General features: G+C 31.5%; 25 protein-coding genes. 22 read left to right on the top strand and 3 right to left on the bottom strand.

The genetic code is table 11. From position 1 onward, the window contains the following. Positions 1–23 precede the first annotated feature (23 nt). The 14 genes from mnmG (at position 24) to argS (ending at position 14,960) form a co-directional block, all read left to right on the top strand. Positions 24–1,883, top strand: a complete 1,860-nt coding sequence (mnmG, locus tag FBF20_RS06080) for a tRNA uridine-5-carboxymethylaminomethyl(34) synthesis enzyme MnmG (protein ID WP_002889833.1) — start codon at positions 24–26, stop codon at positions 1,881–1,883. Next, a complete protein-coding gene (locus tag FBF20_RS06075) occupies positions 1,884–3,170 on the top strand; it encodes an arsenic transporter (RefSeq protein ID WP_100626453.1) in 1,287 nt (428 codons plus the stop codon). A gap of 90 nt (positions 3,171–3,260) precedes the next feature. Further along, positions 3,261–3,764 carry a ubiquinol-cytochrome c reductase iron-sulfur subunit gene (gene petA / locus FBF20_RS06070; protein ID WP_002889842.1) on the top strand — a complete coding sequence of 168 codons (504 nt, stop codon included), beginning with the start codon at positions 3,261–3,263 and terminating at the stop codon, positions 3,762–3,764. 1 nt (position 3,765) lies between these two features. After that, on the top strand, positions 3,766–5,016 hold the full coding sequence (locus FBF20_RS06065; protein WP_002865731.1) for a cytochrome bc complex cytochrome b subunit: 1,251 nt from the start codon (positions 3,766–3,768) through the stop codon (positions 5,014–5,016). After that, positions 5,013–6,137: a cytochrome c1 gene (locus FBF20_RS06060; RefSeq protein ID WP_002852693.1), complete on the top strand. Its 1,125-nt coding sequence runs from the start codon at positions 5,013–5,015 to the stop codon at positions 6,135–6,137. The genes FBF20_RS06065 and FBF20_RS06060 overlap by 4 nt, the downstream gene beginning before the upstream one ends. A gap of 127 nt (positions 6,138–6,264) precedes the next feature. Further along, a complete protein-coding gene (locus FBF20_RS06055) occupies positions 6,265–7,428 on the top strand; it encodes a cyclopropane-fatty-acyl-phospholipid synthase family protein (RefSeq protein WP_002858137.1) in 1,164 nt (387 codons plus the stop codon). 115 nt (positions 7,429–7,543) lie between these two features. Then, the gene (gene rpsB, locus FBF20_RS06050; protein WP_002853455.1) at positions 7,544–8,335 is read left to right on the top strand and encodes a 30S ribosomal protein S2; all 792 of its coding nucleotides are present in this window, start codon (positions 7,544–7,546) and stop codon (positions 8,333–8,335) included. Then, positions 8,335–9,408: a translation elongation factor Ts gene (tsf, locus tag FBF20_RS06045; RefSeq protein ID WP_002868580.1), complete on the top strand. Its 1,074-nt coding sequence runs from the start codon at positions 8,335–8,337 to the stop codon at positions 9,406–9,408. Before rpsB ends, tsf begins: the two co-directional genes overlap by 1 nt. Positions 9,409–9,420: 12 nt before the next feature. After that, positions 9,421–10,056, top strand: a complete 636-nt coding sequence (locus FBF20_RS06040; RefSeq protein ID WP_002852807.1) for an ABC transporter ATP-binding protein — start codon at positions 9,421–9,423, stop codon at positions 10,054–10,056. After that, positions 10,043–10,810: a flagellar biosynthetic protein FliR gene (gene fliR / locus FBF20_RS06035; RefSeq protein WP_002889853.1), complete on the top strand. Its 768-nt coding sequence runs from the start codon at positions 10,043–10,045 to the stop codon at positions 10,808–10,810. The genes FBF20_RS06040 and fliR overlap by 14 nt, the downstream gene beginning before the upstream one ends. 56 nt (positions 10,811–10,866) lie before the next feature. Next, positions 10,867–12,495 carry a hypothetical protein gene (locus FBF20_RS06030; RefSeq protein ID WP_015016472.1) on the top strand — a complete coding sequence of 543 codons (1,629 nt, stop codon included), beginning with the start codon at positions 10,867–10,869 and terminating at the stop codon, positions 12,493–12,495. Beyond that, positions 12,492–13,115: a guanylate kinase gene (gmk, locus tag FBF20_RS06025; RefSeq protein ID WP_002860253.1), complete on the top strand. Its 624-nt coding sequence runs from the start codon at positions 12,492–12,494 to the stop codon at positions 13,113–13,115. The genes FBF20_RS06030 and gmk overlap by 4 nt, the downstream gene beginning before the upstream one ends. A 1-nt stretch (position 13,116) precedes the next feature. Beyond that, positions 13,117–13,356 (top strand): twin-arginine translocase TatA/TatE family subunit, encoded by a 240-nt coding sequence (locus tag FBF20_RS06020; RefSeq protein ID WP_002852866.1) that lies wholly within the window; start codon positions 13,117–13,119, stop codon positions 13,354–13,356. An 11-nt stretch (positions 13,357–13,367) separates the two neighbouring features. Beyond that, the gene (gene argS, locus FBF20_RS06015) at positions 13,368–14,960 is read left to right on the top strand and encodes an arginine--tRNA ligase (protein ID WP_002890172.1); all 1,593 of its coding nucleotides are present in this window, start codon (positions 13,368–13,370) and stop codon (positions 14,958–14,960) included. Between the two features lie 17 nt (positions 14,961–14,977). Here the strand turns inward: argS and FBF20_RS06010 are convergent, their stop codons facing one another. Continuing rightward, on the bottom strand, positions 14,978–15,286 hold the full coding sequence (locus FBF20_RS06010) for a multidrug efflux SMR transporter (RefSeq protein ID WP_002777309.1): 309 nt from the start codon (positions 15,284–15,286) through the stop codon (positions 14,978–14,980). After that, the gene (locus FBF20_RS06005) at positions 15,286–15,627 is read right to left on the bottom strand and encodes a multidrug efflux SMR transporter (protein WP_002852742.1); all 342 of its coding nucleotides are present in this window, start codon (positions 15,625–15,627) and stop codon (positions 15,286–15,288) included. Before FBF20_RS06005 ends, FBF20_RS06010 begins: the two co-directional genes overlap by 1 nt. Before the next feature lie 108 nt (positions 15,628–15,735). Here FBF20_RS06005 and FBF20_RS06000 point away from each other — a divergent pair, with 108 nt between their 5' ends. The 5 genes from FBF20_RS06000 (at position 15,736) to FBF20_RS05980 (ending at position 19,453) form a co-directional block, all read left to right on the top strand. Continuing rightward, complete coding sequence (locus FBF20_RS06000) at positions 15,736–16,443, top strand: YebC/PmpR family DNA-binding transcriptional regulator (protein WP_002890173.1); 708 nt, start codon at positions 15,736–15,738, stop codon at positions 16,441–16,443. Positions 16,444–16,452: 9 nt separating this feature from the next. Beyond that, entirely contained in the window at positions 16,453–16,935 is a 483-nt protein-coding gene (locus tag FBF20_RS05995; RefSeq protein ID WP_002890174.1) for a peptidylprolyl isomerase, read from the top strand. Positions 16,936–17,098: 163 nt separating this feature from the next. Further along, positions 17,099–18,532, top strand: a complete 1,434-nt coding sequence (locus FBF20_RS05990) for a DUF3373 family protein (RefSeq protein ID WP_002890175.1) — start codon at positions 17,099–17,101, stop codon at positions 18,530–18,532. Positions 18,533–18,542: 10 nt separating this feature from the next. Then, complete coding sequence (locus tag FBF20_RS05985) at positions 18,543–18,770, top strand: hypothetical protein (protein WP_002822505.1); 228 nt, start codon at positions 18,543–18,545, stop codon at positions 18,768–18,770. A gap of 80 nt (positions 18,771–18,850) precedes the next feature. Further along, positions 18,851–19,453, top strand: coding sequence for a DedA family protein (locus FBF20_RS05980; protein ID WP_002890176.1), 603 nt, complete (start codon positions 18,851–18,853; stop codon positions 19,451–19,453). Here the strand turns inward: FBF20_RS05980 and FBF20_RS05975 are convergent. Beyond that, the gene (locus tag FBF20_RS05975; RefSeq protein ID WP_002890177.1) at positions 19,450–20,376 is read right to left on the bottom strand and encodes an L-lactate dehydrogenase; all 927 of its coding nucleotides are present in this window, start codon (positions 20,374–20,376) and stop codon (positions 19,450–19,452) included. The genes FBF20_RS05980 and FBF20_RS05975 overlap by 4 nt on opposite strands. A gap of 66 nt (positions 20,377–20,442) precedes the next feature. Between FBF20_RS05975 and FBF20_RS05970 the strand changes: the two genes are divergently transcribed. The 3 genes from FBF20_RS05970 (at position 20,443) to FBF20_RS05960 (ending at position 22,043) form a co-directional block, all read left to right on the top strand. Next, positions 20,443–21,219, top strand: coding sequence for a threonine/serine exporter ThrE family protein (locus FBF20_RS05970; protein WP_002858457.1), 777 nt, complete (start codon positions 20,443–20,445; stop codon positions 21,217–21,219). Continuing rightward, on the top strand, positions 21,216–21,710 hold the full coding sequence (locus FBF20_RS05965; RefSeq protein WP_002831613.1) for a threonine/serine exporter family protein: 495 nt from the start codon (positions 21,216–21,218) through the stop codon (positions 21,708–21,710). Before FBF20_RS05970 ends, FBF20_RS05965 begins: the two co-directional genes overlap by 4 nt. Positions 21,711–21,779: 69 nt before the next feature. Next, positions 21,780–22,043 carry a zf-TFIIB domain-containing protein gene (locus FBF20_RS05960; protein WP_002831611.1) on the top strand — a complete coding sequence of 88 codons (264 nt, stop codon included), beginning with the start codon at positions 21,780–21,782 and terminating at the stop codon, positions 22,041–22,043. Positions 22,044–22,075: the final 32 nt, after the last annotated feature.

The raw sequence follows: 22,075 nt of genomic DNA, 5'->3' as shown, positions 1-22,075 counted from the left end.
ATTCACATTTTTCAAGGCAAAATATGTTTGATGTCATTGTTATAGGTGGTGGACATGCAGGTGTTGAAGCAAGTGCTGCTGCTGCTAGAATGGGTAAAAAAACCTTACTTTTAACTACATTGATTGAGCAAATAGGAGCGGCAAGTTGTAATCCAGCCATAGGTGGACTTGCTAAAGGGCATTTGGTAAAAGAACTTGATGCCATGGGTGGTCTTATGGGTGAAATCACCGATGAAGCAGGGATACAATTTCGCATTTTAAATGAAAGTAAGGGTGTAGCCGTTCAAGGAAGTAGGGCACAAATTGATATGGATAAATACCGTATCATTACACGTAATAAACTTTTAAAACTTCCAAATTTAGAAATTTCTCAAGAACAAGCGAGTGTTTTAATCGTAGAAAATGATGAAGTTAAAGGCGTAAAAACAAATTTAGAAAATATATATTTTGCCAAAAAAGTGATACTTACAACAGGAACTTTTTTAAATGGACTTATTCACGTAGGTGAAAACAAACTTCAAGCAGGAAGGGTAGGGGAGCTTGCTTCGGTAAATTTAGGAAATTATCTGCAAACTTTGGGTTTAAAAATGGGACGTTTAAAAACAGGAACTTGCCCAAGAGTGGATGCAAAAAGCATTGATTTTAGCGTGCTTGAAATTCAAGATGGTGATGTAAATCCTAAAGCTTTTAGTTTTCGTTCAAGAAATTTCAATCCTACTCAACTTCCTTGTTATATCGCACGCACTAATACAACTACACATGAGATTATTAAGAATAATTTTTATCGTGCTCCGCTTTTTACAGGACAGATTGAAGGTGTGGGGCCAAGGTATTGTCCTTCTATAGAAGATAAGATCAATCGTTTTAGCGACAAAGAAAGCCATCATCTTTTTATAGAGCCTCAAACTATCGATGCGACGGAGTATTATATCAATGGTTTTTCTACTTCTTTACCTTATGAAGTACAAATTCAAATGTTGCGTTCTGTAAAGGGTTTTGAAAATGCTAAAATAACCCGTTTTGGTTATGCTATAGAATATGACTATATAGAGCCAACTGAACTTAAGCATACTTTAGAACTTAAAAAGATTAAAAATCTTTATTGTGCAGGACAGATTAATGGAACTACAGGTTATGAAGAGGCTGCAGCACAAGGCTTTATGGCGGGAATCAATGCAAGCTTAAGCATAGATATGAAAGAGCCTTTGATTTTAAGGCGTGATGAAGCTTATATAGGAGTTTTAATCGATGATTTGGTAGTAAAAGGCACAAAAGAACCTTATAGAATGTTTACTTCAAGAGCGGAATTTAGACTGCTTTTAAGGGAAGAAAATGCTATACTTAGACTTGGAAAATATGGCTATGATTTAGGGCTTTTAAGCGAGCAAGATTTTACTTATATACAAAATATCGCAAACAATCTTCAAAAAGGACTTGAATTTTTACTTTCTAAAGAATTTACGCCTAACAACCAAAATAATGCTTTTCTAGAGAGTTTAGGAGAAGATAAAATTTCTTCTATAGTCAATCTTCAAAAAATTGTTGCAAGAGCAAGTTTTGATATAGAAAAATTAAAAAAACTTGACCCTATATTTGAAACCATGGATCATTACTCCTTAAGAGAGATTTTAAATGAGGCAAAGTATTATCATTACATTAGTATGCAAAAAGCTCAAGTAGAAAAAATGAAAAATCTTAGTGAGCTTAAAATTCCTGAAAATTTTGATTTTAAAAGTGTAAGTGGTTTGAGTAATGAGGTTGTAGAAAAGCTTAATCATCATAAACCTCCAACCATTTTTGCTGCAAGTCAAATCAGTGGAATCACTCCTGCAGCGTTGGATATTTTGCAAATTTATATCAAAATGCAAAAGAAAAAAGCTTAAATGCTTGCTTTTTTTATTTTTTTATCTACTTTAGTTTTACTTTTTTGGCGTCCATGGGATTTACCTATTTGGGTATTTTCTAGCTTGGGGGCTTTTTTTGTTTTTATTTTTCAATTGGTAGATTTTAAAGATGCTTGTTTTATTTTTTCTTTGGTTTGGGATAGTTCTTTAACTTTGGTTGGGTTGATTATCCTTTCTTTTAGCTTGGAAGCTTTGGGATTTTTTGATTTTATTGCGAGTAAAATTTTGTATTTTTCTAGAGAGAAAAATCAAGAAAAAATTTATATCAGTACAAAAAAAATGATGTTATTTTTGTTGATTTTTGTATTTTTTCTTTCTGCATTTTTTGCTAACGATGGAGCGATTTTAATCATTACACCTATTATTATAGCTTTATTTTCATCTCTTAAAGATTGTAAAAATCATGCTTTTATTTTAAGTTCTTTTTTACTTAGCCTTTCTTTTTTATGTGATGCAAGTTCAAACGCTTTGGTTATTTCAAATTTAACCAATATCATCACAGCAAATTATTTTAAGATAGAATTTTTAGAATTTGCTAAAAATATGTTTTTGCCAAATTTTTTTGTTTTGCTTTCTACTATAGTTACGGTTTTTGTGCTTTATGTGAGAGTTTTACCTAAAAGGCTTGAATTTAAATTAATCAAAAAAGAGCAAATTTCATTGAAATTGTTTTTTCTTTGCATAGTATTTTTATTTCTTTTTGTTATCAGTTTTTTTATAGGTGAAATTTTTAATATTAAAATAAGTTTTTTTGCTTTGCTTTGGGCGGGAATTTTTTGGCTTATTATTTTAAAAATTCAAGGTAAAAAAAGTATTAAAATTCTTTTTGAAGCACCTTATGGAGTTTTGCTTTTTAGTTTTGGGCTTTATATGGTGGTTTTTGCTTTACATAAAATAGGTGTGAGTGAAATTTTGGTTAAAAGCTATGCTTTTTTGATGCAAGATAAGAGTGGAATTTTTGGTGTGGCCTTGATTTCAGCTTTTGGATCTTCTGTGTTTAATAATTTGCCTATGGTTTTAATCGGAGATTTGGCATTAAAAGAATATTTTGAGAATTTTTCTTTTGATTCTTTGATGATTTATGCACATCTTTTAGGTGTAAATATAGGTCCAAAACTTACGCCAATAGGTTCTTTAGCAACTTTGCTTTGGCTTGGAGTTTTGGCTAGAAAAGGCATTAATATTTCTTTTTGGCAATATTGTAAATTTGGCTTTTTGATAACTTTACCTGTGCTTGTTTTTTCTCTTTTTGCTCTTATTGTCTAAATATCAAAACTTGTTAAACAAAGAAAAAATTTATTTTAATTTCGATAAACTTTTAACTTGGTTAAAAAATAAAATCGAAAGGAGCAAGTTATGGCTACATCTGAGAGTAGACGAAGCTTTATGGGCTTTGCATTTGGAAGCGTAGCTGCTGTAGGCGGTATTTTCTCACTTGTTGCGATGAAAAAAACTTGGGATCCGCTTCCAAGTGTTAAAGCTGCAGGTTTTACTACAGTAGATTTATCAGGAATGCAAGATGGGGAGCTTAGAACTATAGAATGGCGTAAAAAGCCTATTTTTATATTAAAAAAAGATGCGAGTATGCCAAAAGATGAAAAACGTGATGTTGTGGTAGATAACGCAGCTTATACTGTGGTTATAGGACTTTGTACGCATTTGGGTTGTATACCTGCTTACCAACCAAGTGAGCAATTGTTTAAATGCGCCTGTCATGGTGGAGAATTTGACACAAGTGGAAAAAATGTCTTTGGACCTCCTCCAAAGCCTCTTGAAATTCCTCCTTTTAAAATTGATGGAACCAAGCTTGTTTTAGGTGAAGAGGGTCCTGAATATAAAAAAATGATAGCGGAGGCTTAAGATGGCACAAATTAGAAAAGCTAATGGTCTTGTAGATTGGCTTGATCAAAGACTTGCGGTACATAAACTGCTTGATGTTTTAATGGTAAAGTATTGGATACCAAAGCAAATTAACTTTCTTTGGGCAATGGGGGTTATTTTAACCACTCTTTTTGCAGTGCTTTTTGTTACAGGACTTTTACTTGTGATGTATTATAAACCAGATACTGCACTTGCTTTTGATAGTGTGAATAAGACTATTATGCAAGAGGTGGACTATGGATGGCTTTGGCGTCACATGCATGGTGTTGCCGCTTCTGTTGTATTTTTGATTATATACATACATATGCTAACAGGAATTTATTACGGTTCTTATAAAAAAGGTCGTGAGATGATTTGGGTTAGCGGTATGCTTTTGTTTGTTGTATTTTCTGCTGAAGCTTTTAGTGGGTATATGCTTCCTTGGGGACAAATGAGTTATTGGGCAGCTCAAGTAATCACTAATCTTTTTGGAGGGATACCATTTATTGGCCCTGAGCTTGTGATTTGGATTCGTGGAGATTATGCGGTTTCTGATCCAACTTTAACAAGATTTTTTATGCTTCATGTGTGCTTGCTTCCTATAGTTATCATTGCTATTATAGCATTTCACTTCTATTCTTTAAGAATTCCTCATGTTAATAATGAAATTTCTGAAGAACTTGACTTTGATTTAGAGGCTGAGAAATATATGGCAGGTGACACAAAGGGTTCTAAAGTGATTCCTTTTTGGCCAGGATTTTTATCAAAAGATTTTATGTATATAAGCTTTTTTATGATTTTCTTCTTTTATTTGGTCTGTTTTAAATTTGAATTTGCAATGGATCCAATTAATTTTGATCCAGCTAATGCGCTTAAAACACCAGCTCATATTTATCCTGAGTGGTATTTCTTATGGAGTTATGAAGTTTTAAGAGGATTTTTCTTTGATATTGCAAGTATTAAAGCTTTTGATATAGGTTTGGCTGCATTTGGTATTGCTCAAGTGATTTTCTTCTTGCTTCCTTGGCTTGATAGAAGTGATGTGGTAAAACCAGCTCATGAAAGACCTTTATTTTTCATTTGGTTTTGGATATTGCTTATCGATTTAATTGTTTTAACAGTTTATGGAAAATTACCTCCAACAGGTGTAAATGCTTGGGTAGGATTTTACGCTTCTATAGTATTTTTACTTTTACTTATTGTAGTTTTACCGGTTATTACTATTATGGAGAGAAAAGGAGCTAAACAATGAGAGAAATAAAAATATTTTTAGTTGTAGTAGTTTTTACTGCACTTGTATATTGGGGGGTAGAGCCTTATGCTCATTCAGTGATGAAGCCTCATGTTGCTCCTGCAAATTTTGATTTTGCTGTTGAAGATACTACTTTTGCAAAAGGTATAGTTGAAGCTAAAGAATTAGCTCTAAAAGATGCACAAGCTTCAGGAGATGCTAAAAGAATAGAGAGTGCAAACAAAGAACTTGAAAAAGCAAAAGAAGAATTAAGCAAGGTTGAAACACTTTGGGCAGATGTTGCAAAGATCGATTTTGCTAAGGGTGATGCAAAAAAAGGTAAAGAATTTTTTGAAAATAACTGTTTTGCATGTCATGGTGTAAAAGAAGATGGAATAGCAGCTAATATTACTGATTCTTCTATGGGAGTAATACCGCCTGATCTCAGTGCAGCTGGTGCTATTTTTGATGAAAAATTTTTAGCAGCTTTGATTATGCATCCTGCGCTTGCTTTAAAAGTAGATCATAAATTTGGTGATGCTTTTATTATGACAGCTTACAATAAAGATACTTCAGGAGAAAGTGAAGAAGCTACAAATGCAAATATAGCCAATGTAATTGCTTATCTTAAAGATGTGAGTGTTAAATTTGAAGCCAATGAAGATGCTACTATTAAGAAAGATGTTGAGGCAAAATATGCTAAAATGGAAAATAGTGCTCAAAAAGCAGCTTTAATGGAAAAAGATATAAAATTTGCTAAAGATAAAGCAACTTTTATTGAGGCTTGCGGACGTTGTCATGATATGAAATACGATAGCTTTTTTACTCCATCAAATCAAAATGATTTAAAAACTTATTTAGGTTCTGTTCCACCTGATCTTTCTATGATGATAAGATCTCGTGGTGAGCAATATTTACATGATTTTATTAATAATACTCAAAAACTTCTTCCAGGAACCGCTATGCCAAGAGTAGGTTTAACAGAAGCTGCACAGGCTAAGGTTGTATCTTATATTGATCAAGTGGGTGATAGCAAAAAAGAAGAAAGAAAAACTACAGGAATTTATGTAATGATATTCTTTGTAATTTTAAGTATTTTTGCTATAGGTTGGAAGCGTTCTGTTTGGTCTAAATTACATTAGTATTATAAAATTTTTGCCACTATTTTATATCTGTGGCAAAAATTCTATCTTTTCTTCAATTTTATCAAATTTTAAACATAATTAAGAGATACTATCAAATAATAATTTTTATTAGTTGGAGTATGTTATGCTTGAAAAACAAATGATTAAATTTATTCTTTCAAAATGGAATTATGGAAATTTTAGAATTGTATTTTGGGATCAAGAAGAATTTCATGTGGGTAATCAGCCTGCTAAATTTTCTTTAATTTTCAAAGAAAAAATACCTTTTTTAAAATTATTTAGTGATACGAGTTTAGTTTTTGCAAAACATTATATGGAGTCTAAACTAGAAATAGAAGGTGATTATGATGAAATAGCTAAAGTTTTGTATTATTTTTCAAATAAGCGTTTTTTAAAAAATACAGAGGATATCTTGAGTAAAATAGCCCAAAAACAGGAAAGTAAAAATATCAAAAGTCATTATGATATAGGTAATGATTTTTATAAGCTTTGGCTTGATGATACTATGAGCTATTCTTGCGCTTATTTTAAAGAGCCTAATAATACTCTTTATGAAGCTCAAATTAACAAAATAGAACATACTCTTAAAAAACTTGATTTAAAAGAAGGAGAAAAGCTTTTAGATATAGGTTGTGGCTGGGGTTGGCTTTCTATTATGGCGGCTCAAAAGTATGGAGTTAAGGTTGTTGGAATTACTATTTCAGAGGAGCAGTGTAAAAAAGCTAAGGAAAGAGTAAAAGAACTTGGTCTTGAAGATAAAATAGAAATAAGACTTCAAAATTATCAAGATTTAGAATTTGAAAATTATTTTGATAAAGTTGTTTCTGTGGGTATGTTTGAACATGTAGGCAAAGAGAATTTAGGACTTTATTTCATGAAAGTAAAACAAGTGTTAAAACCTGGAGGTTCTATGCTTTTACATTCTATTTTAGCCATGTTTGAAGGAAAAACAAATGCTTGGATAGATAAATATATTTTTCCAGGAGGATATTTACCTTCTTTAAGAGAGGTTGTAAGTGCTATGAGTGAGTGGGATTTTCATCTTCTTTTAGCAGAAAGTTTAAGAATGCACTATGCAAAAACTTTAGATTTATGGGATGAAAATTTTAACGAAGTATTGGACAAGGTAAGGGAAAAATATGATGAAGAATTTATAAGAATGTGGGATTTGTACCTTCGTTCTTGTGCCTCTGCTTTTCGTGTTGGAAGCGTGGATTTGTTTCAATTTTTAATCACAAAAGAAATCAATAATAATCTAAGTCTTACCAAGGACTACATATATAAGTAAAAACTAAACTTAAATTTGATAAAATCTTAGCTTCATTTCACACGCATCAATCCTTTTTAGCTTGTGTAAATTAAGGGATGTGGAGGAATAAAGCTAAATTTATAAGGAGAAACTCATGGTTAGTATGAGAGATTTATTAGAATGCGGTGTGCATTTTGGACACCAAACAAGACGCTGGAATCCAAAGATGAAAAAATTCATTTTTGGCGAGAGAAAAGGTATTTATGTAATTGATTTACAAAAAACTTTAAGATATTTTAGATATACCTATAATATCGTTCGTGACGCTGCTGCCGAAGGAAAAACTATACTTTTTGTCGGGACAAAAAAACAAGCAGGTGGAGCGATTAAAGAATACGCTGAAAAATGCGGTATGCCTTATGTAAATCATAGATGGCTTGGCGGTATGATGACAAATTTTGGTACCATTCGCCAATCAATTAGAAAATTAGAAGTAATTGAAAAAATGGAAGAAGATGGAAGTATTAAACTTTTAACTAAAAAAGAAGCTTTAATGCTTACAAGAAAAAAAGAAAAATTATTAGCTTATTTAGGTGGAATTCGTTATATGAAAACTCAACCTGATATGATTTTTGTTATTGACACAGTAAAAGAAAAAATTGCTGTTCAAGAAGCAAATAGATTAAGAATTCCTGTTGTAGCTCCACTAGATACAAACTGCGATCCTGACTTGGTAACTTATCCTATTCCAGGAAATGATGATGCAATTCGTTCAGTGCAACTTTTCTGCCAAGAAATGGCTGAAGCGATTAATGAAGGAAAAGCTTTAAGAGAACAAGATGGCGAAGCTTTAGCAAATGAAGAAAAAGAAATCACCGATGAAGAGAAAAAAGAAGTTTTAGATGAAGCGATGAGCGAAGAAGACTTTGGTGAGGAGCAAGAATAATGGCTGAAATTACTGCTGCAATGGTAAAAGAACTCCGCGAAAGTACAGGCGCGGGGATGATGGATTGTAAAAATGCTTTGAGTGAAACTAATGGAGATTTTGATAAAGCAGTACAACTTTTAAGAGAAAAAGGTTTAGGTAAGGCTGCTAAAAAAGCAGATAGACTTGCTGCAGAAGGTTTAGTAAGTGTAAAAGTAAGTGATGATTTTACAAGCGCAACTGTAAGTGAGATTAATTCCGAAACAGATTTTGTGGCAAAAAATGATCAGTTTATCGCTTTAACAAAAGATACTACAGCTCATATTCAAAGCAATAGCTTGCAAAGTGTGGAAGAGCTTCACTCAAGTACGATTAATGGTGTAAAATTTGAAGAATATTTAAAAAGTCAAATTGCAACTATAGGAGAAAACCTAGTTGTAAGAAGATTTGCAACTTTAAAAGCAGGTGCTAACGGCGTTGTAAATGGTTATATCCATACAAATGGCCGTGTGGGCGTTGTGATCGCTGCAGCTTGTGATAGCACTGAAGTGGCTTCAAAATCAAGAGATTTGTTAAGACAAATTTGTATGCATATTGCAGCAATGAGACCAAGTTATTTAAGTTATGAAGATTTGGATATGACTTTTGTTGAAAATGAATACAAAGCTTTGGTTGCTGAACTTGAAAAAGAAAATGAAGAAAGACGCAGACTGAAAGATCCAAATAAACCTGAACATAAAATTCCTCAATTTGCAAGTCGCAAACAATTAAGCGATGCAATTTTAAAAGAAGCTGAAGAAAAAATCAAAGAAGAACTTAAAGCTCAAGGTAAACCTGAAAAAATTTGGGACAATATTATCCCGGGCAAAATGAATAGTTTTATAGCTGATAATTCTCAACTCGATAGCAAACTTACTTTAATGGGTCAGTTTTATGTAATGGATGATAAAAAAACTGTAGAACAAGTAATTGCTGAAAAAGAAAAAGAATTTGGCGGAAAAATTAAAATTGTTGAATTTATTTGCTTTGAAGTTGGCGAAGGTTTAGAAAAGAAAACTGAAGATTTTGCGGCTGAAGTTGCTGCACAACTTTAAAAACGGTTAAAAATGGAACTCTTAAGAGCGGAAAATTTAAGCCATAGTTTTGATTATCCGCTTTTTGAGGGTTTAAATCTTACTTTAAATACCAAAGATTGCATTGCTATTCAAGGGAGTAGCGGTTGTGGTAAATCTACTCTTTTGCATATACTTTCTTCTTTATTGATTCCAAAAAAAGGTGAAGTTTTTTTTAAAGGTTCTAGTCTTTATCAGATAGATGAAAACGAAAGATTAAAAATTCGCCGTTATGATTTTGGTATTATTTTTCAGACACATTATCTTTTTAAAGGTTTTTCGGCTTTAGAAAATATCGAACTTGCTAGTGTTTTATCGGGTCAAGATTTAGATGAGAAAATTTTAAAAAGGTTAGGTATTGATACGCTTTTACATCAAAAAATAGGAAAGCTTAGCGGCGGACAACAACAGCGTGTGAGTATCGCACGTGTGCTTTGTAAAAAACCAAAGATTATTTTTGCTGATGAAGCAACTGGAAATTTGGATTTTGATAATGCTAAAAATGTTATCGAGCTTTTAATTTCCTATGTTAAAGAAAATGATGCAGCTTTATTTTTTGTAACTCACGATAGCAAGCTTGCAAGTTTTTGTGATAAAACTTATACTATAAACGCCAATGGAATTTGTTAATTATTTAGGTGATAAAAATGTTGTAACTTTTATGTTGCTTCTTGCTAGAATGAGTGGTCTTATAGTTTTTTTTCCTTTTTTTTCACATAATTCTATTCCTATGGTGATAAAAAGTACTATAGTTTTATTTTTGACTATGTATTTATATCCTTTGGCTAGATTAGAATCTTTGCATTTAGATAGTTTTTTTGTTTTACAGCTTATTAGTGAAGTGATTTTTGGAATGATAGCAGGATTAATGCTTCAAATTATTTTTGCTATTATTATGATGGCAGGTGAGCAGATTGCTTTTACTATGGGATTTACTATGGCAAGTATATTAGATCCAAGTTCTGGAACGAGTATGCCTATTACGGCACAAATTTTAAATTTACTTGCTTTGATGTTTTTTCTTGCTTTTGATGGCCATCATTTAATGCTTTTGTTTTTAAGTCATTCTTTGGGTTATATTAGTTTAGGTGGATTTTATCCGCATGAGAATTTAATACATTATTTAAATATGGGTATGTTTAATATTTTCATCATAGGTTTTACTATGAGCTTTCCTATACTTGGAATTTCACTTTTAGCCGATGTTATTTTTGGACTTTTGATGAAAACAATGCCACAATTTAATCTTTTAGTTATTGGCTATCCTATAAAGATAGCTCTAGGTTTTGTAGTTTTGATTGCTATTTTACTAGTTATGATGCAATATTTTAAAAATTTAATTTTAGAACTTTTTACTCATATGCAAACTCTTTTTTTCTCCTAAGGAAAGGATAAATGAAATTATCGTAAAATAGCGATTATTTTTTAAGGATTAAAGTGATGAAAATTTTACTTTTAAATGAAAACCCTGTAGTTTCAAGACTTGTAAGCCTTAGTGCTAAAAAAATGTCTTATGATTTTGAAGAACTTAATGCTTATAGTGAAAATTTGGGTAATTATGATGTGATTGTTGTAGATAGTGATACTCCGGCACCTTTAAAAATTCTTAAAGAAAAATGCGATAGATTGATTTTTTTAGCCCCGCGAAATCAAAATGTAGAAGATATAGATGCGCAAATTTTACAAAAACCTTTTTTACCTACAGATTTTTTAAATTTACTTAATAATAAAGATGCGAACAAGCATACATCTATTGATTTGCCAATGTTAAGCAATGATGAAAATCCTTATGCTGATATAAGCTTGGATTTAGATAATTTAAATTTAGATGATTTGCCTGATGAAAATTCTTTAGATATAAATTCAGAGGGAATGGAAGATTTGAGTTTTGATGATGATGCTCAAGATGATAATTCAAACAAAACTTTAGAAACTCAAAATTTAGAACATGAAACAATTAAAGAACAGACTCAAGAAGACACTCAAATTGATTTAGATTTAACTTTAGAAGATGGCGAAAGTGAAAAAGAAGACTTAAGCCAAGAACATACAGCTTTGGATACTGAGCCTAGTTTAGATGAGCTAGATGATAAAAATGATGAAGATTTAGAAATCAAAGAAGATGATAAAAATGAAGAAATAGAAAAGCAAGAATTATTAGACGATTCTAAAACAAATACATTAGAAATGCAAGAAGAGCTTAGCGAATCTCAAGATGATAATTCAAACAAAACTTTAGAAACTCAAAATTTAGAACATGACAATTTAGAACAAGAAACAATTAAAGAACAGACTCAAGAAGACACTCAAACTGATTTAGATTTAACTTTAGAAGATGGTGAAAGCGAAAAAGAAGACTTAAGCCAAGAACATACAGCTTTGGATACTGAGCCTAGTTTAGATGAGCTAGATGATAAAAATGATGAAGATTTAGAAGATAACAAAGAATTACAAGCTAATATAAGCGACTTTGATGATCTTCCTGTGGTTGAAGAGCAAGAAAAAGAAATGGATTTTGATGATCTTCCTGAGGATGCTGAATTTTTAGGTCAAGCAAAAGATAATGAAGAATCAGAGGAAGTTTTAGAGGAGTTTGCTCCTGTTGTGGAAGAAGATGTTCAAGATGAAATGGATGATTTTACTTCAAATTTGAGTACTCAAGATCAAATCAAAGAAGAACTAGCTCAACTTGATGAGCTTGATTATGGTATTGATAGTGATAATAGTAGCAAGGTCTTAGAAGATTTTAAAGATGAACCAATTTTAGACGATAAAGAATTAGGAACAAATGAAGAGGAAGTGGTTGTGCCAAATTTAAATATAAGTGATTTTGATACATTGAAAGAAAGTGATATACAAGAAGCTCTTGGAGAGGAAATCTTAGAAAAAAATGAAGAGCCTATAGTAAGTGATGTAACTAAAGATGATAATAGCGAAGAGATAGTTAATGAGCTTAGCCAAAGCATAGCAGGAGCGATCACTTCAAGTATTAAAGATGATACCTTAAAAGCTGCTCTTAAGGGTATGAATATGAATATAAATATAAACATTAGTTTTAAAGAGGATTGAAATTGCAAGGTTTTGTTTTGTTGATTTCAGGTCCTAGTGGTGCTGGAAAATCAACTCTTTTAAAAAAACTTTTTGATGAATTTGAAGATGAGCTTTATTTTTCTATTTCTTCAACAACTCGCAAACCAAGAGAGGGTGAAAAAAATGGAATACATTATCATTTTATATCCCATGAAGAATTTCAAAAAGGTATAGATAGTGATCATTTTTTAGAATGGGCTAGAGTGCATGAAAATTTTTATGGTACTTCTTTAAAGCACACTCAAAATGCTTTAGATAATGGAAAAATAGTTGTTTTTGATATTGATGTGCAAGGATTTAAAATAGCCAGAAAAAAAATGGCTGATAAGATTGTTTCTGTTTTTATTACTACAAAAAATAAAGATGAGTTAAAAAAAAGACTTATTAAGCGAAATACTGATACAATAATACAACTAGAAAAAAGATTACAAAACGCTAGTGATGAAATGAAAGAGCTTAGCGAGTATGATTATCTTATCATTAACGATGAGTTAAAGCAAAGTTATGAAGCATTGCGAGCGATTTTAATCGCCCATAAATTTAGAACCAAAGGGCAGAATCTAGGGCAAATTCAGAATATTTGGAATGAAGGAGAATAAAATGGGTGGTTGGTCAAGTCCAAGTCATTGGTTGATTATTTTATTGATTGTTGTATTGCTTTTTGGAGCAAAAAAAATTCCAGAACTTGCAAAGGGTTTAGGCAAAGGTATTAAAACTTTTAAAGATGAAATGAATAATGATGATGAAGTAGCAAAAAATACTCAAAAAATAGAAGAAAACAAAAACACAACTAATAATACAAATGCTGATGCAAGTATAGACGAAACAAAAAAAGCTTAAGGTTTAGTCTTTTGAAAAGTATTATTTTTAATGAAATTAAAAAGATTTTAGAGTGTGATTTTGCGCTTGAAAATCCAAAGGATAAAAATTTAGCACATTTTGCTACCCCTTTGGCTTTTTCACTGGCTAAGGAATTAAAAAAATCCCCTATGTTGATCGCTAGCGACTTAGCGAGCAAATTTCAAAATCATGATTGTTTTGAATTAGTTGAAGCTATAAATGGGTATTTAAATTTTAGAATTTCCAAAACTTTTTTAAATGAACTTGCAAATCAGGCTTTAACAAATCCAAATGATTTTACTAAAGGAGAAAAAAAACAAGAAAGTTTTTTGCTTGAATATGTGAGTGCAAATCCTACTGGGCCTTTACACATAGGACATGCAAGAGGCGCTGTTTTTGGAGACACCTTAACAAGACTTGCAAGACATTTGGGCTATAAATTCGATACAGAATACTATGTCAATGATGCGGGTAATCAAATTTATTTACTAGGGCTTTCTATTTTACTAAGTGTGAAAGAAAATATACTTCATGAAAATGTTGAATATCCAGAGCAATATTACAAAGGCGAGTATATAGCGGATTTAGCAAAAGAAGCTTTTGAAAAATTTGGTAAAGAATTTTTTAGCGAAGAAAATATCCCTAGTTTGGCTGATTGGGCAAAAGATAAAATGCTTGTTTTGATTAAACAAAATTTAGAACAAGCAAAGATTAAAATTGACAGCTATGTAAGCGAAAGATCGTATTATGATGCTTTAAATGCAACTTTAGAATCTTTAAAAGAGCATAAAGGAATTTACGAGCAAGAAGGTAAAATTTGGCTTGCTTCTTCGCAAAAAGGCGATGAAAAAGATAGGGTAATTATCCGTGAAGATGGACGCGGGACTTATTTGGCAGCAGATATTGTTTATCATAAAGATAAAATGAGTCGTGGTTATGGAAAGTGTATTAATATTTGGGGAGCAGATCATCATGGTTATATCCCTAGAATGAAAGCTGCGATGGAATTTTTGGGATTTGACTCTAATAATCTTGAGATTATTTTAGCACAAATGGTTTCCCTACTTAAAGATGGAGAACCTTATAAAATGAGTAAAAGAGCAGGAAATTTTATCTTGATGAGCGATGTGGTTGATGAGATAGGAAGTGATGCTTTGCGTTATATCTTTTTGAGCAAAAAATGCGATACGCATTTGGAATTTGATATCAGTGATTTGCAAAAAGAAGATAGTTCTAATCCTGTGTATTATATCAACTATGCACACGCTAGAATTCATCAAGTGTTTGCTAAAGCTGGTAAAAAAATCGATGATGTAATGAAAGCTGATTTACAAAGTTTAAATCAAGATGGCGTAAATTTGCTTTTTGAAGCTTTGAATTTAAAGGCTGTTTTAAACGATGCTTTTGAGGCTAGAGCTTTGCAAAAAATTCCTGATTATCTTAAAAATTTAGCTGCAAATTTTCATAAATTCTACAATGAAAATAAAGTTGTAGGCTCTGCAAATGAAAATGATTTGCTTAAATTATTTTCTTTGGTTGCTCTTAGTATTAAAACCGCATTTTCTTTAATGGGTATTGAAGCAAAAAACAAAATGGAACATTAAAACCGCATTTTGCTGTTTTAATAGTTTAGTAAAAATACTGCTATTATCACGATAATGATACCTAAAATTCCTATTTTGTTTAATTTTTCTTTATATAAAATCCATCCACCAAGACAAGTTCCTATGATGCCTATAGCACCCCAAGTTGAGTAAGCTATGCTTAAAGGAACATATTTTAAAGAAAAAGAAAGTAGAAAAAAAGCAAGTATAGCATTGACAATCGCAGCTAAGCCCCAAATTTTATTCTTAAAACCATCTGATTTTTTTAGCAATAAATTTGCTACGATATCTAACAATGCCGATAGAACAATAATAAAAATATACATTATTCTTTAACCTCGCCTATATTAATCATGATAATTCCAACGATAGAAAGAACAATGCCTAAAATTTGAGTTAAGGTTAAACTCTCTTTAAAAACTATAAAAGAAACTAAAAGTATAAGAATAATCCCTAAAAGTTCCCATACGGCATAGGCTATGCCTACTTGAATTTTTTTAATCGCCTTGCCCATAAAAAAATAAGAAAAAGCTATAAATAAAGCCATAAATATATAGCCTAAAATTTGATTTTCCATTTTTAAAAAACTAGTACCTAAAACTTCAAATACAATAGCAGCAATCAAGAAAAACCAAGCAATAAAAAGTTCTTTTTTTGCGATATTCAAAAAGCTTCTCCCTAAAAATAAATGGTAAAATCATACCATTTAAAGCTTTAATTAGCCTTTTTAGTTTATACTTTTAAGTTTAAAAATCTTTAAAGAAAGTGAGAATTTATGGGACGAGCGTTTGAATACCGAAGAGCTTCTAAAGAGGCTAGATGGGATAAAATGAGTAAGCTTTTTCCTAAGCTTGCTAAAGCCATACAAGTAGCTGCTAAAGAAGGTGGCACTGATCCTGATATGAATCCAAAATTAAGAAGTGCTATAGCCACAGCAAAAGCAAATAATATGCCAAAAGATAATATAGATGCGGCTATTAAGCGTGCAAGTGGAAAAGATAGCGCAGATATTAAAAACATTCATTATGAAGGAAAAGCTGCACATGGAGCTTTGGTTATAGTTGAATGTATGAGCGATAACCCTACGCGCACCGTGGCTAATGTTAAAGCCATTTTTAGCAAAAATGGTGGAGAAGTTTTACAAAATGGATCTTTAGGCTTTATGTTTACTAGAAAAGCGGTTTTTCATCTTGAAAAATTTGCAGGAGATTTAGAAGAATTAGAGCTTGATTTGATCGATGCAGGGCTTGAAGAATTAGAGCAAAATGAAGAAGAGTTAGTAATTAGCGGTGATTATACTGCCTTTGGTGAGCTAAGTTCTGCTATAGAAGCTAAGGGTTTAGTTCTTAAAAAAGCAGGGCTTGAGTATATACCAAACAATCCTGTAAGCTTTAGCGAAGAACAGCTTAGCGATATAGAAAAACTTTTAGATAAGTTAGATGATGATGATGATGTTCAAGCTGTTTATACAAATATAGATTAAGGAGAAATAATGATAAAAACAATCGACACAAGCAAAGTAAATGAATACAAATTTGCTCTTATAGAAACTGAAAAAGGCACAATGAAATTAAAACTTTTTGGCGATGAGGCTCCGCAAACGGTTTGTAATTTTGCTACTTTGGCTAATGAGGGATTTTATAAAGATTTAAATTTTCATCGTGTGATCCCAAATTTTGTCATACAAGGAGGTTGTCCACACGGCAATGGTGTAGGTGGGCCTGGATATGAAATCATTTGCGAATGTGATGATCAAGAGCATAAACATGAGCGTGGAACTTTATCTATGGCACACGCAGGACGCGATACGGGTGGTTCTCAATTTTTCATTTGTCACAGCCCTCAAGCTCATTTAGATGGGGTTCATACTGTTTTTGGGCAAATTGATCCAAAAGATGAAGAAAGTTTAGAAGTTTTAGACTCTATACATCAAGGAGATAAAATTTTAGACATAAAAATTTGCGATAAAATTTAAAAATTTAAAATTTTAAAACTTTTTTGAAACTACAATATTTACAAAGCTAGTCATAAGTTTGACTAGCTAAAAATGATTAATGTATAATTTTTTTTTAAACTTTTTTTTCTATAATCACAATTTTAATTTGCTAAATGTAACAAAATTACAAGGAGTTATGATTATGAAAACTAAGTTTTCACTTATTTTAAGTGCTTGTCTTCTTTCATCTTCACTTTTTGCTAAAAATACAGATGATGAGATAACCAAGCTTCAAAAACAGCTTGCACAAATTCAAGCTGAACTTGCACAAATCAGAAAAGAAAGGGAAGCTCAATCTAAGCAAAATGAAGCTGTAAAAGCTGAACTTGCTGATCTTAATGATAGAGCCGATGAAACAGAATTCCAAGCTGCTTTGAGCAAGGTTAAATTTGGACTTGAGTTTTCAACAGCAGTTTCAAATACAAACTATAAAGTTAGCGGACAAGATTATAGTGCTAATAACAAATGGATGAATGAGCTTCATTTAAATATGAATGCTGATATTAATGATAAAACCAAATTCTATGGTCGTTTATCTATGGCTAAAAATTGGTCTCAAATGGGTTGGAGTGGTACTCCTTATGACTTAGATGCAGGAAGAAATACAAGATCAAGCGGGCCTGTACTTTATGTAGATAGAGCTTATCTTGACTACTATATCACACCTGAGTGGATTGCAACTATAGGAAGACAGCCAGGAACCGATGGTCCGGGAAGTAATCTTAGAAACAATGCTCTAAGACAATCCACTTATCCAGCCTTAGCGATTAATGCTCTAGGTGATGCAGCAGTGATCACTTATAAGCCTGAAAGTTTGCAAGATCATAAGGTAGCTATCCGTGCAGCTTATGGTAAAACCTATCAATGGGATGAAGAAGGCAAGGTAAGAGACTGGATGAGCGATCAAAAAGATGCTGATTCTAATCTTTACTATGCTGCAGTAGAAGGAGAGCTTCCTATAGAAGGTATGGGAGATAATTTAATATTATTTAATATTGCATATTTAAGTGATTTTGCTTTACCACTTAATAATGGTCCAATTGGTTTTAATGGTATTATTCTTGATGATGATGGTGTGGTAAATTTAGGAGATTTAACTATAGCAAATCTTCATTTTGAAAATTATAAAGCTTTTGGAACGAATTTTAATTATTTTCTATCTTTAGGTTATTCTCACGGGAACAACAATCAATTAAGCCCTACATTAAGTGCAATTATTAAAGGGCAAGGTTATGGTAATGGTAAATTTAATGAAGAAGATGGCTATGCTGTACATGTAGGCGGACGCTATGATTTTACCAAGACTTTAAAAGTAGGGTATGAGTTCTTCTGGGGAAGTAGATACTGGTATACTATGAGCCGTCCAAGTATCAACGATCCGCTTAATATAAGAATGACAAGAGGAACAGCACATGATTTTTATGTGATTTATCAACTTGATAGATATCAATTCTTACGTTTAAGCTATACTAATATCCAAAACATTTGGGGTAATCGTGGCTTACCATTTGGTGGAGCGAAAAAAGATAAAGCAAGAGCTGATAATATCATGTTAATGTATAATGTAAAATTCTAAGGAGCAAAAGATGAGAAAAATACTTTTTGCAAGTTTATTACCTATCATTGCTTTGGCTGATTGTGCAAGTTTGATGGCAAAATACGAAGCTCCAGAGCCAGAGTCAAAAACAATGAAACAAGTTGAACGCTGGATTAATAAAAAAGTTAGCGATCCAGCTGATGCTGCTGTTTTAAAAGAGTGTATGATCGCTCGTGCAGCGGACAATCCAAATCAAGTTTCAGTTGCAGGTAAATAAAAAAAGCGGTATAAAACCGCTTTTTACTGTTTAATCTTTTAAGCTACAATTTTTTAAAATTTTCTTCAAATAAGGCTAATATGCAAGAAATCATTTCTTTTATTGTTGAGACGGCTAGTGCTTGGGGGTATTTGGGTATTATTATCTTAATGACCTTAGAGAGTTGTTTTATACCTTTTCCAAGTGAAGTTGTTATGATGCCTGCTGGATATTTGGCACATAAAGGTGATCTTGATATCACTCTTTGTATACTTAGTGGGACTTTAGGTTCTGTTTTAGGGGCTTTGATTAATTACTATATTTGCTTTTTTTGGGGTAAAAATTTTGTATTAAAATGGGGTAAGTATTTTGGTATAAATGAAGTCAAATTTGCTAAATTCGAAGAATTTTTTAACAAACACGGGGAATTTTCAACCTTTACTTGTCGTCTTTTACCAGGAATTCGTCAGTATATTTCTATGCCTGCAGGTTTGGTAAAAATGAAACTTGTAAATTTTATACTTTTTACTGCACTTGGTAGTGCTATTTGGGTGGCTATACTTGTATTTTTGGGTTATTATATAGGACAAAATGAAGAGTTGATTAAAACTTATTTAACTCAAATTTTAATCATTATAATTGTTTTTGTGGTTTTAGCAAGTTTAATTTATATCAAAATCAAAAAGCCTTTTAAAAAGGCTTAAATTTTATCTTTTACGCTTTGTATGGCGTTTTTGATTTGTTGTTTTGAATTTTCTAATTTTGTTTTTTCTTTTTCATTGAATTTTAATTCAAAAACCTTTTCTATACCATCTTTTCCTATGATAGCGGGCATTGAAAAAGCTATATCATCAAAAACCACACTTACAGGATGTAAACTTTTTCTATCTTCTAGGATGGCTTTGGCCAAATTTGCACAAGAAGTTCCTATGCCAAATTCTGTTCTTCCTTTGCGTTCATAGATGAAATATCCCTCGCTAATCACGGCTTTTTCGAGTTCTTGTATGTCTAAATCTTTGCCTAATTTTTGCTTGTAAAAATCTAATAAATTTTGTCCTAAAACGCTTGCATTAGAAAGTGCTGCAAACTGAGAATCTCCATGTTCGCCAATCATACAAGCAAAAATATCTTTTAAATTTATGCTTAAATCTTTGGCTAAAAATTTCTTAAGTCTTGAACTATCTAAATTTGTTCCACTACCAAAAACATGATTTTTAGGTAATTGGCTTAATACTTGAGTGTAGTAAGTTATGGTGTCATTTGGATTTGTTGCGACGATGTATTTGCCTTTAAAATTAGAATTTTTTAAGGTTAAGACAATGTCTTTAAGTTCAAGGATATTGTTTTGAAGTTCTACTAAGCGACTAGGTAATTCTTTTAAGCTTTCTTTTCTAAAAGCTAAAATGATAATATCACAAGAAGCTAAAATTTCTAAATTTAGCGCATGAAAAATTTTTGTATAAGAAAAATGAATGGCTGACATATCTTCCAAATCTCTTGCATGAGCTAGAGCTAAATCTTGTTTTATATCATATAAGTAAAGTTCTGAACAAATTCCTTGAGTAACTATGCTATAAGCACTAGCAGCTCCTACATAACCTAAACCAACTATACCGATTTTTGCCATTTTTTCTCCTTATTTATTTTAAAATTTGCTATAATTATAACAAATTCAATCAAAGATTATTAAAATATGGAAAAACCTGATATACAAAGATTAACTAATTTTTTAATCGTATATACTAAAACTTTGCTAGGTGCTGGAACTTATACAGCTAGGGTGGCAAAATGCGTAGGAAGAATAGCTGAGGTTTATGGCTATGAGATAAATATCAATTTCTTTTTTCATCATATTACTTTAAATGTTGTAGATATGGATGATAACTCCATTCAAAGAACTTATGTTATACCCAATCATCATGCCCATGTTAATTTTAAACTTATTTTTGATTTAAGTGCTTTAAGCTGGGCTATATATGATCACAAATACGATCTTGAAAAAGCAAAAGTCGTTTTTGGGCAAATTTCTCAACAAAAAAAGCATTCTTATTTGCTTAATCTTTTATTTGTTTCTATGGCAAATTCGGCTTTTTGCAGGCTTTTTGGTGGTGATTTTGGTGCTGGAAATTTAGTATTTTTTGCAACTTTTGTGGGATTGTTATTAAGATATATTTTAACTAAAGCAAAGATTGATTTAAGAATTCAATACATCCTTTGTTCTTTTATCTCATCATGGTTTGTATTTTTTGGACTGGATATGGGATATACCAATACTTCTGATGTGGCTTTGGGTTCTAGTATCTTGTATCTTATACCAGGGGTATTTTTTATAAATTCTGTGATTGATATATTAAAAGATCATATTTTAATGGGGCTTAGCCGTATTATCAGCGTGGCTATTTTGATTTGTTGTATAGCACTTGGAATTTACATGACGCTTAGTATTTCGGATTTTGGGATTTTAAGATGATTGAATTTATTTTAAGAGATATGTTTTTTGCTGCTGTGGCGGGATTTGGCTTTGCTTATGCTTGTAATCCACCTTTAAAAACCCTTATTTTATCTGCTCTTTTAGCGGCAATTGCACATGGACTTCGTTTTACCTTGGTGGAATATTTTCATTTTCAAACTTTAGCAATTGCAACTTTTGTTGCTTCATTTTGCATAGGATGTTTAGGAATTGTTTTAGCAAAAATCATCAAAACTCCTGCTGAAATTATCGCTTTCCCTGCTCTTATTCCTATGATACCTGGAATTTATGCTTATAAAGCGATTTTGTATCTTATTTCTTTTATACGCAGTGATGATTTGAAGGCTAAGTCTGAATTTTTAGTTCAATTTTTTGATTATTTTTTTACAACTGTTTCTGTGACTTTGGCTCTAGCTATAGGAGTGAGTGTTACCTTGCTTATATTTTTTGAACAAAGTTTTATGATGACTAGACATGCAAAAAAACATTAAAACTTGTTGTAAATTTGTTTAATATTTCTTTTTATAATTTTAAGTCAAAAATTTAAAAAAAGGTATTGTATGTTATGTCCAGTTTGTAATGTAGATTTGGTTATGAGTGATAGGAGTGGAGTTGAGATTGATTATTGTCCAAAGTGTCGTGGCGTTTGGCTTGATCGTGGAGAGCTTGACAAAATCATAGAACGCAGTGTCCCTAATACAGCAAATTTTAACCAAGCTCCAAGACAAGAGTCAAGATATAATGACTCAGCTTATCATCAGCACAATGACTATTATAAAAAGAAAAAGAAAGAAAGTTGGCTAGGCGAGCTTTTTGACTTTTAATTTTTATAAAAATAACAAATATTTATATCCTT

The organism is Campylobacter sp. CFSAN093259, assembly GCF_012889985.1.
In the GTDB taxonomy this organism is placed as follows: domain Bacteria; phylum Campylobacterota; class Campylobacteria; order Campylobacterales; family Campylobacteraceae; genus Campylobacter_D; species Campylobacter_D jejuni.
The sequence above is the reverse complement of the archived record's forward strand: the minus strand, read 5'-3'. Positions and strand labels throughout refer to the sequence as shown.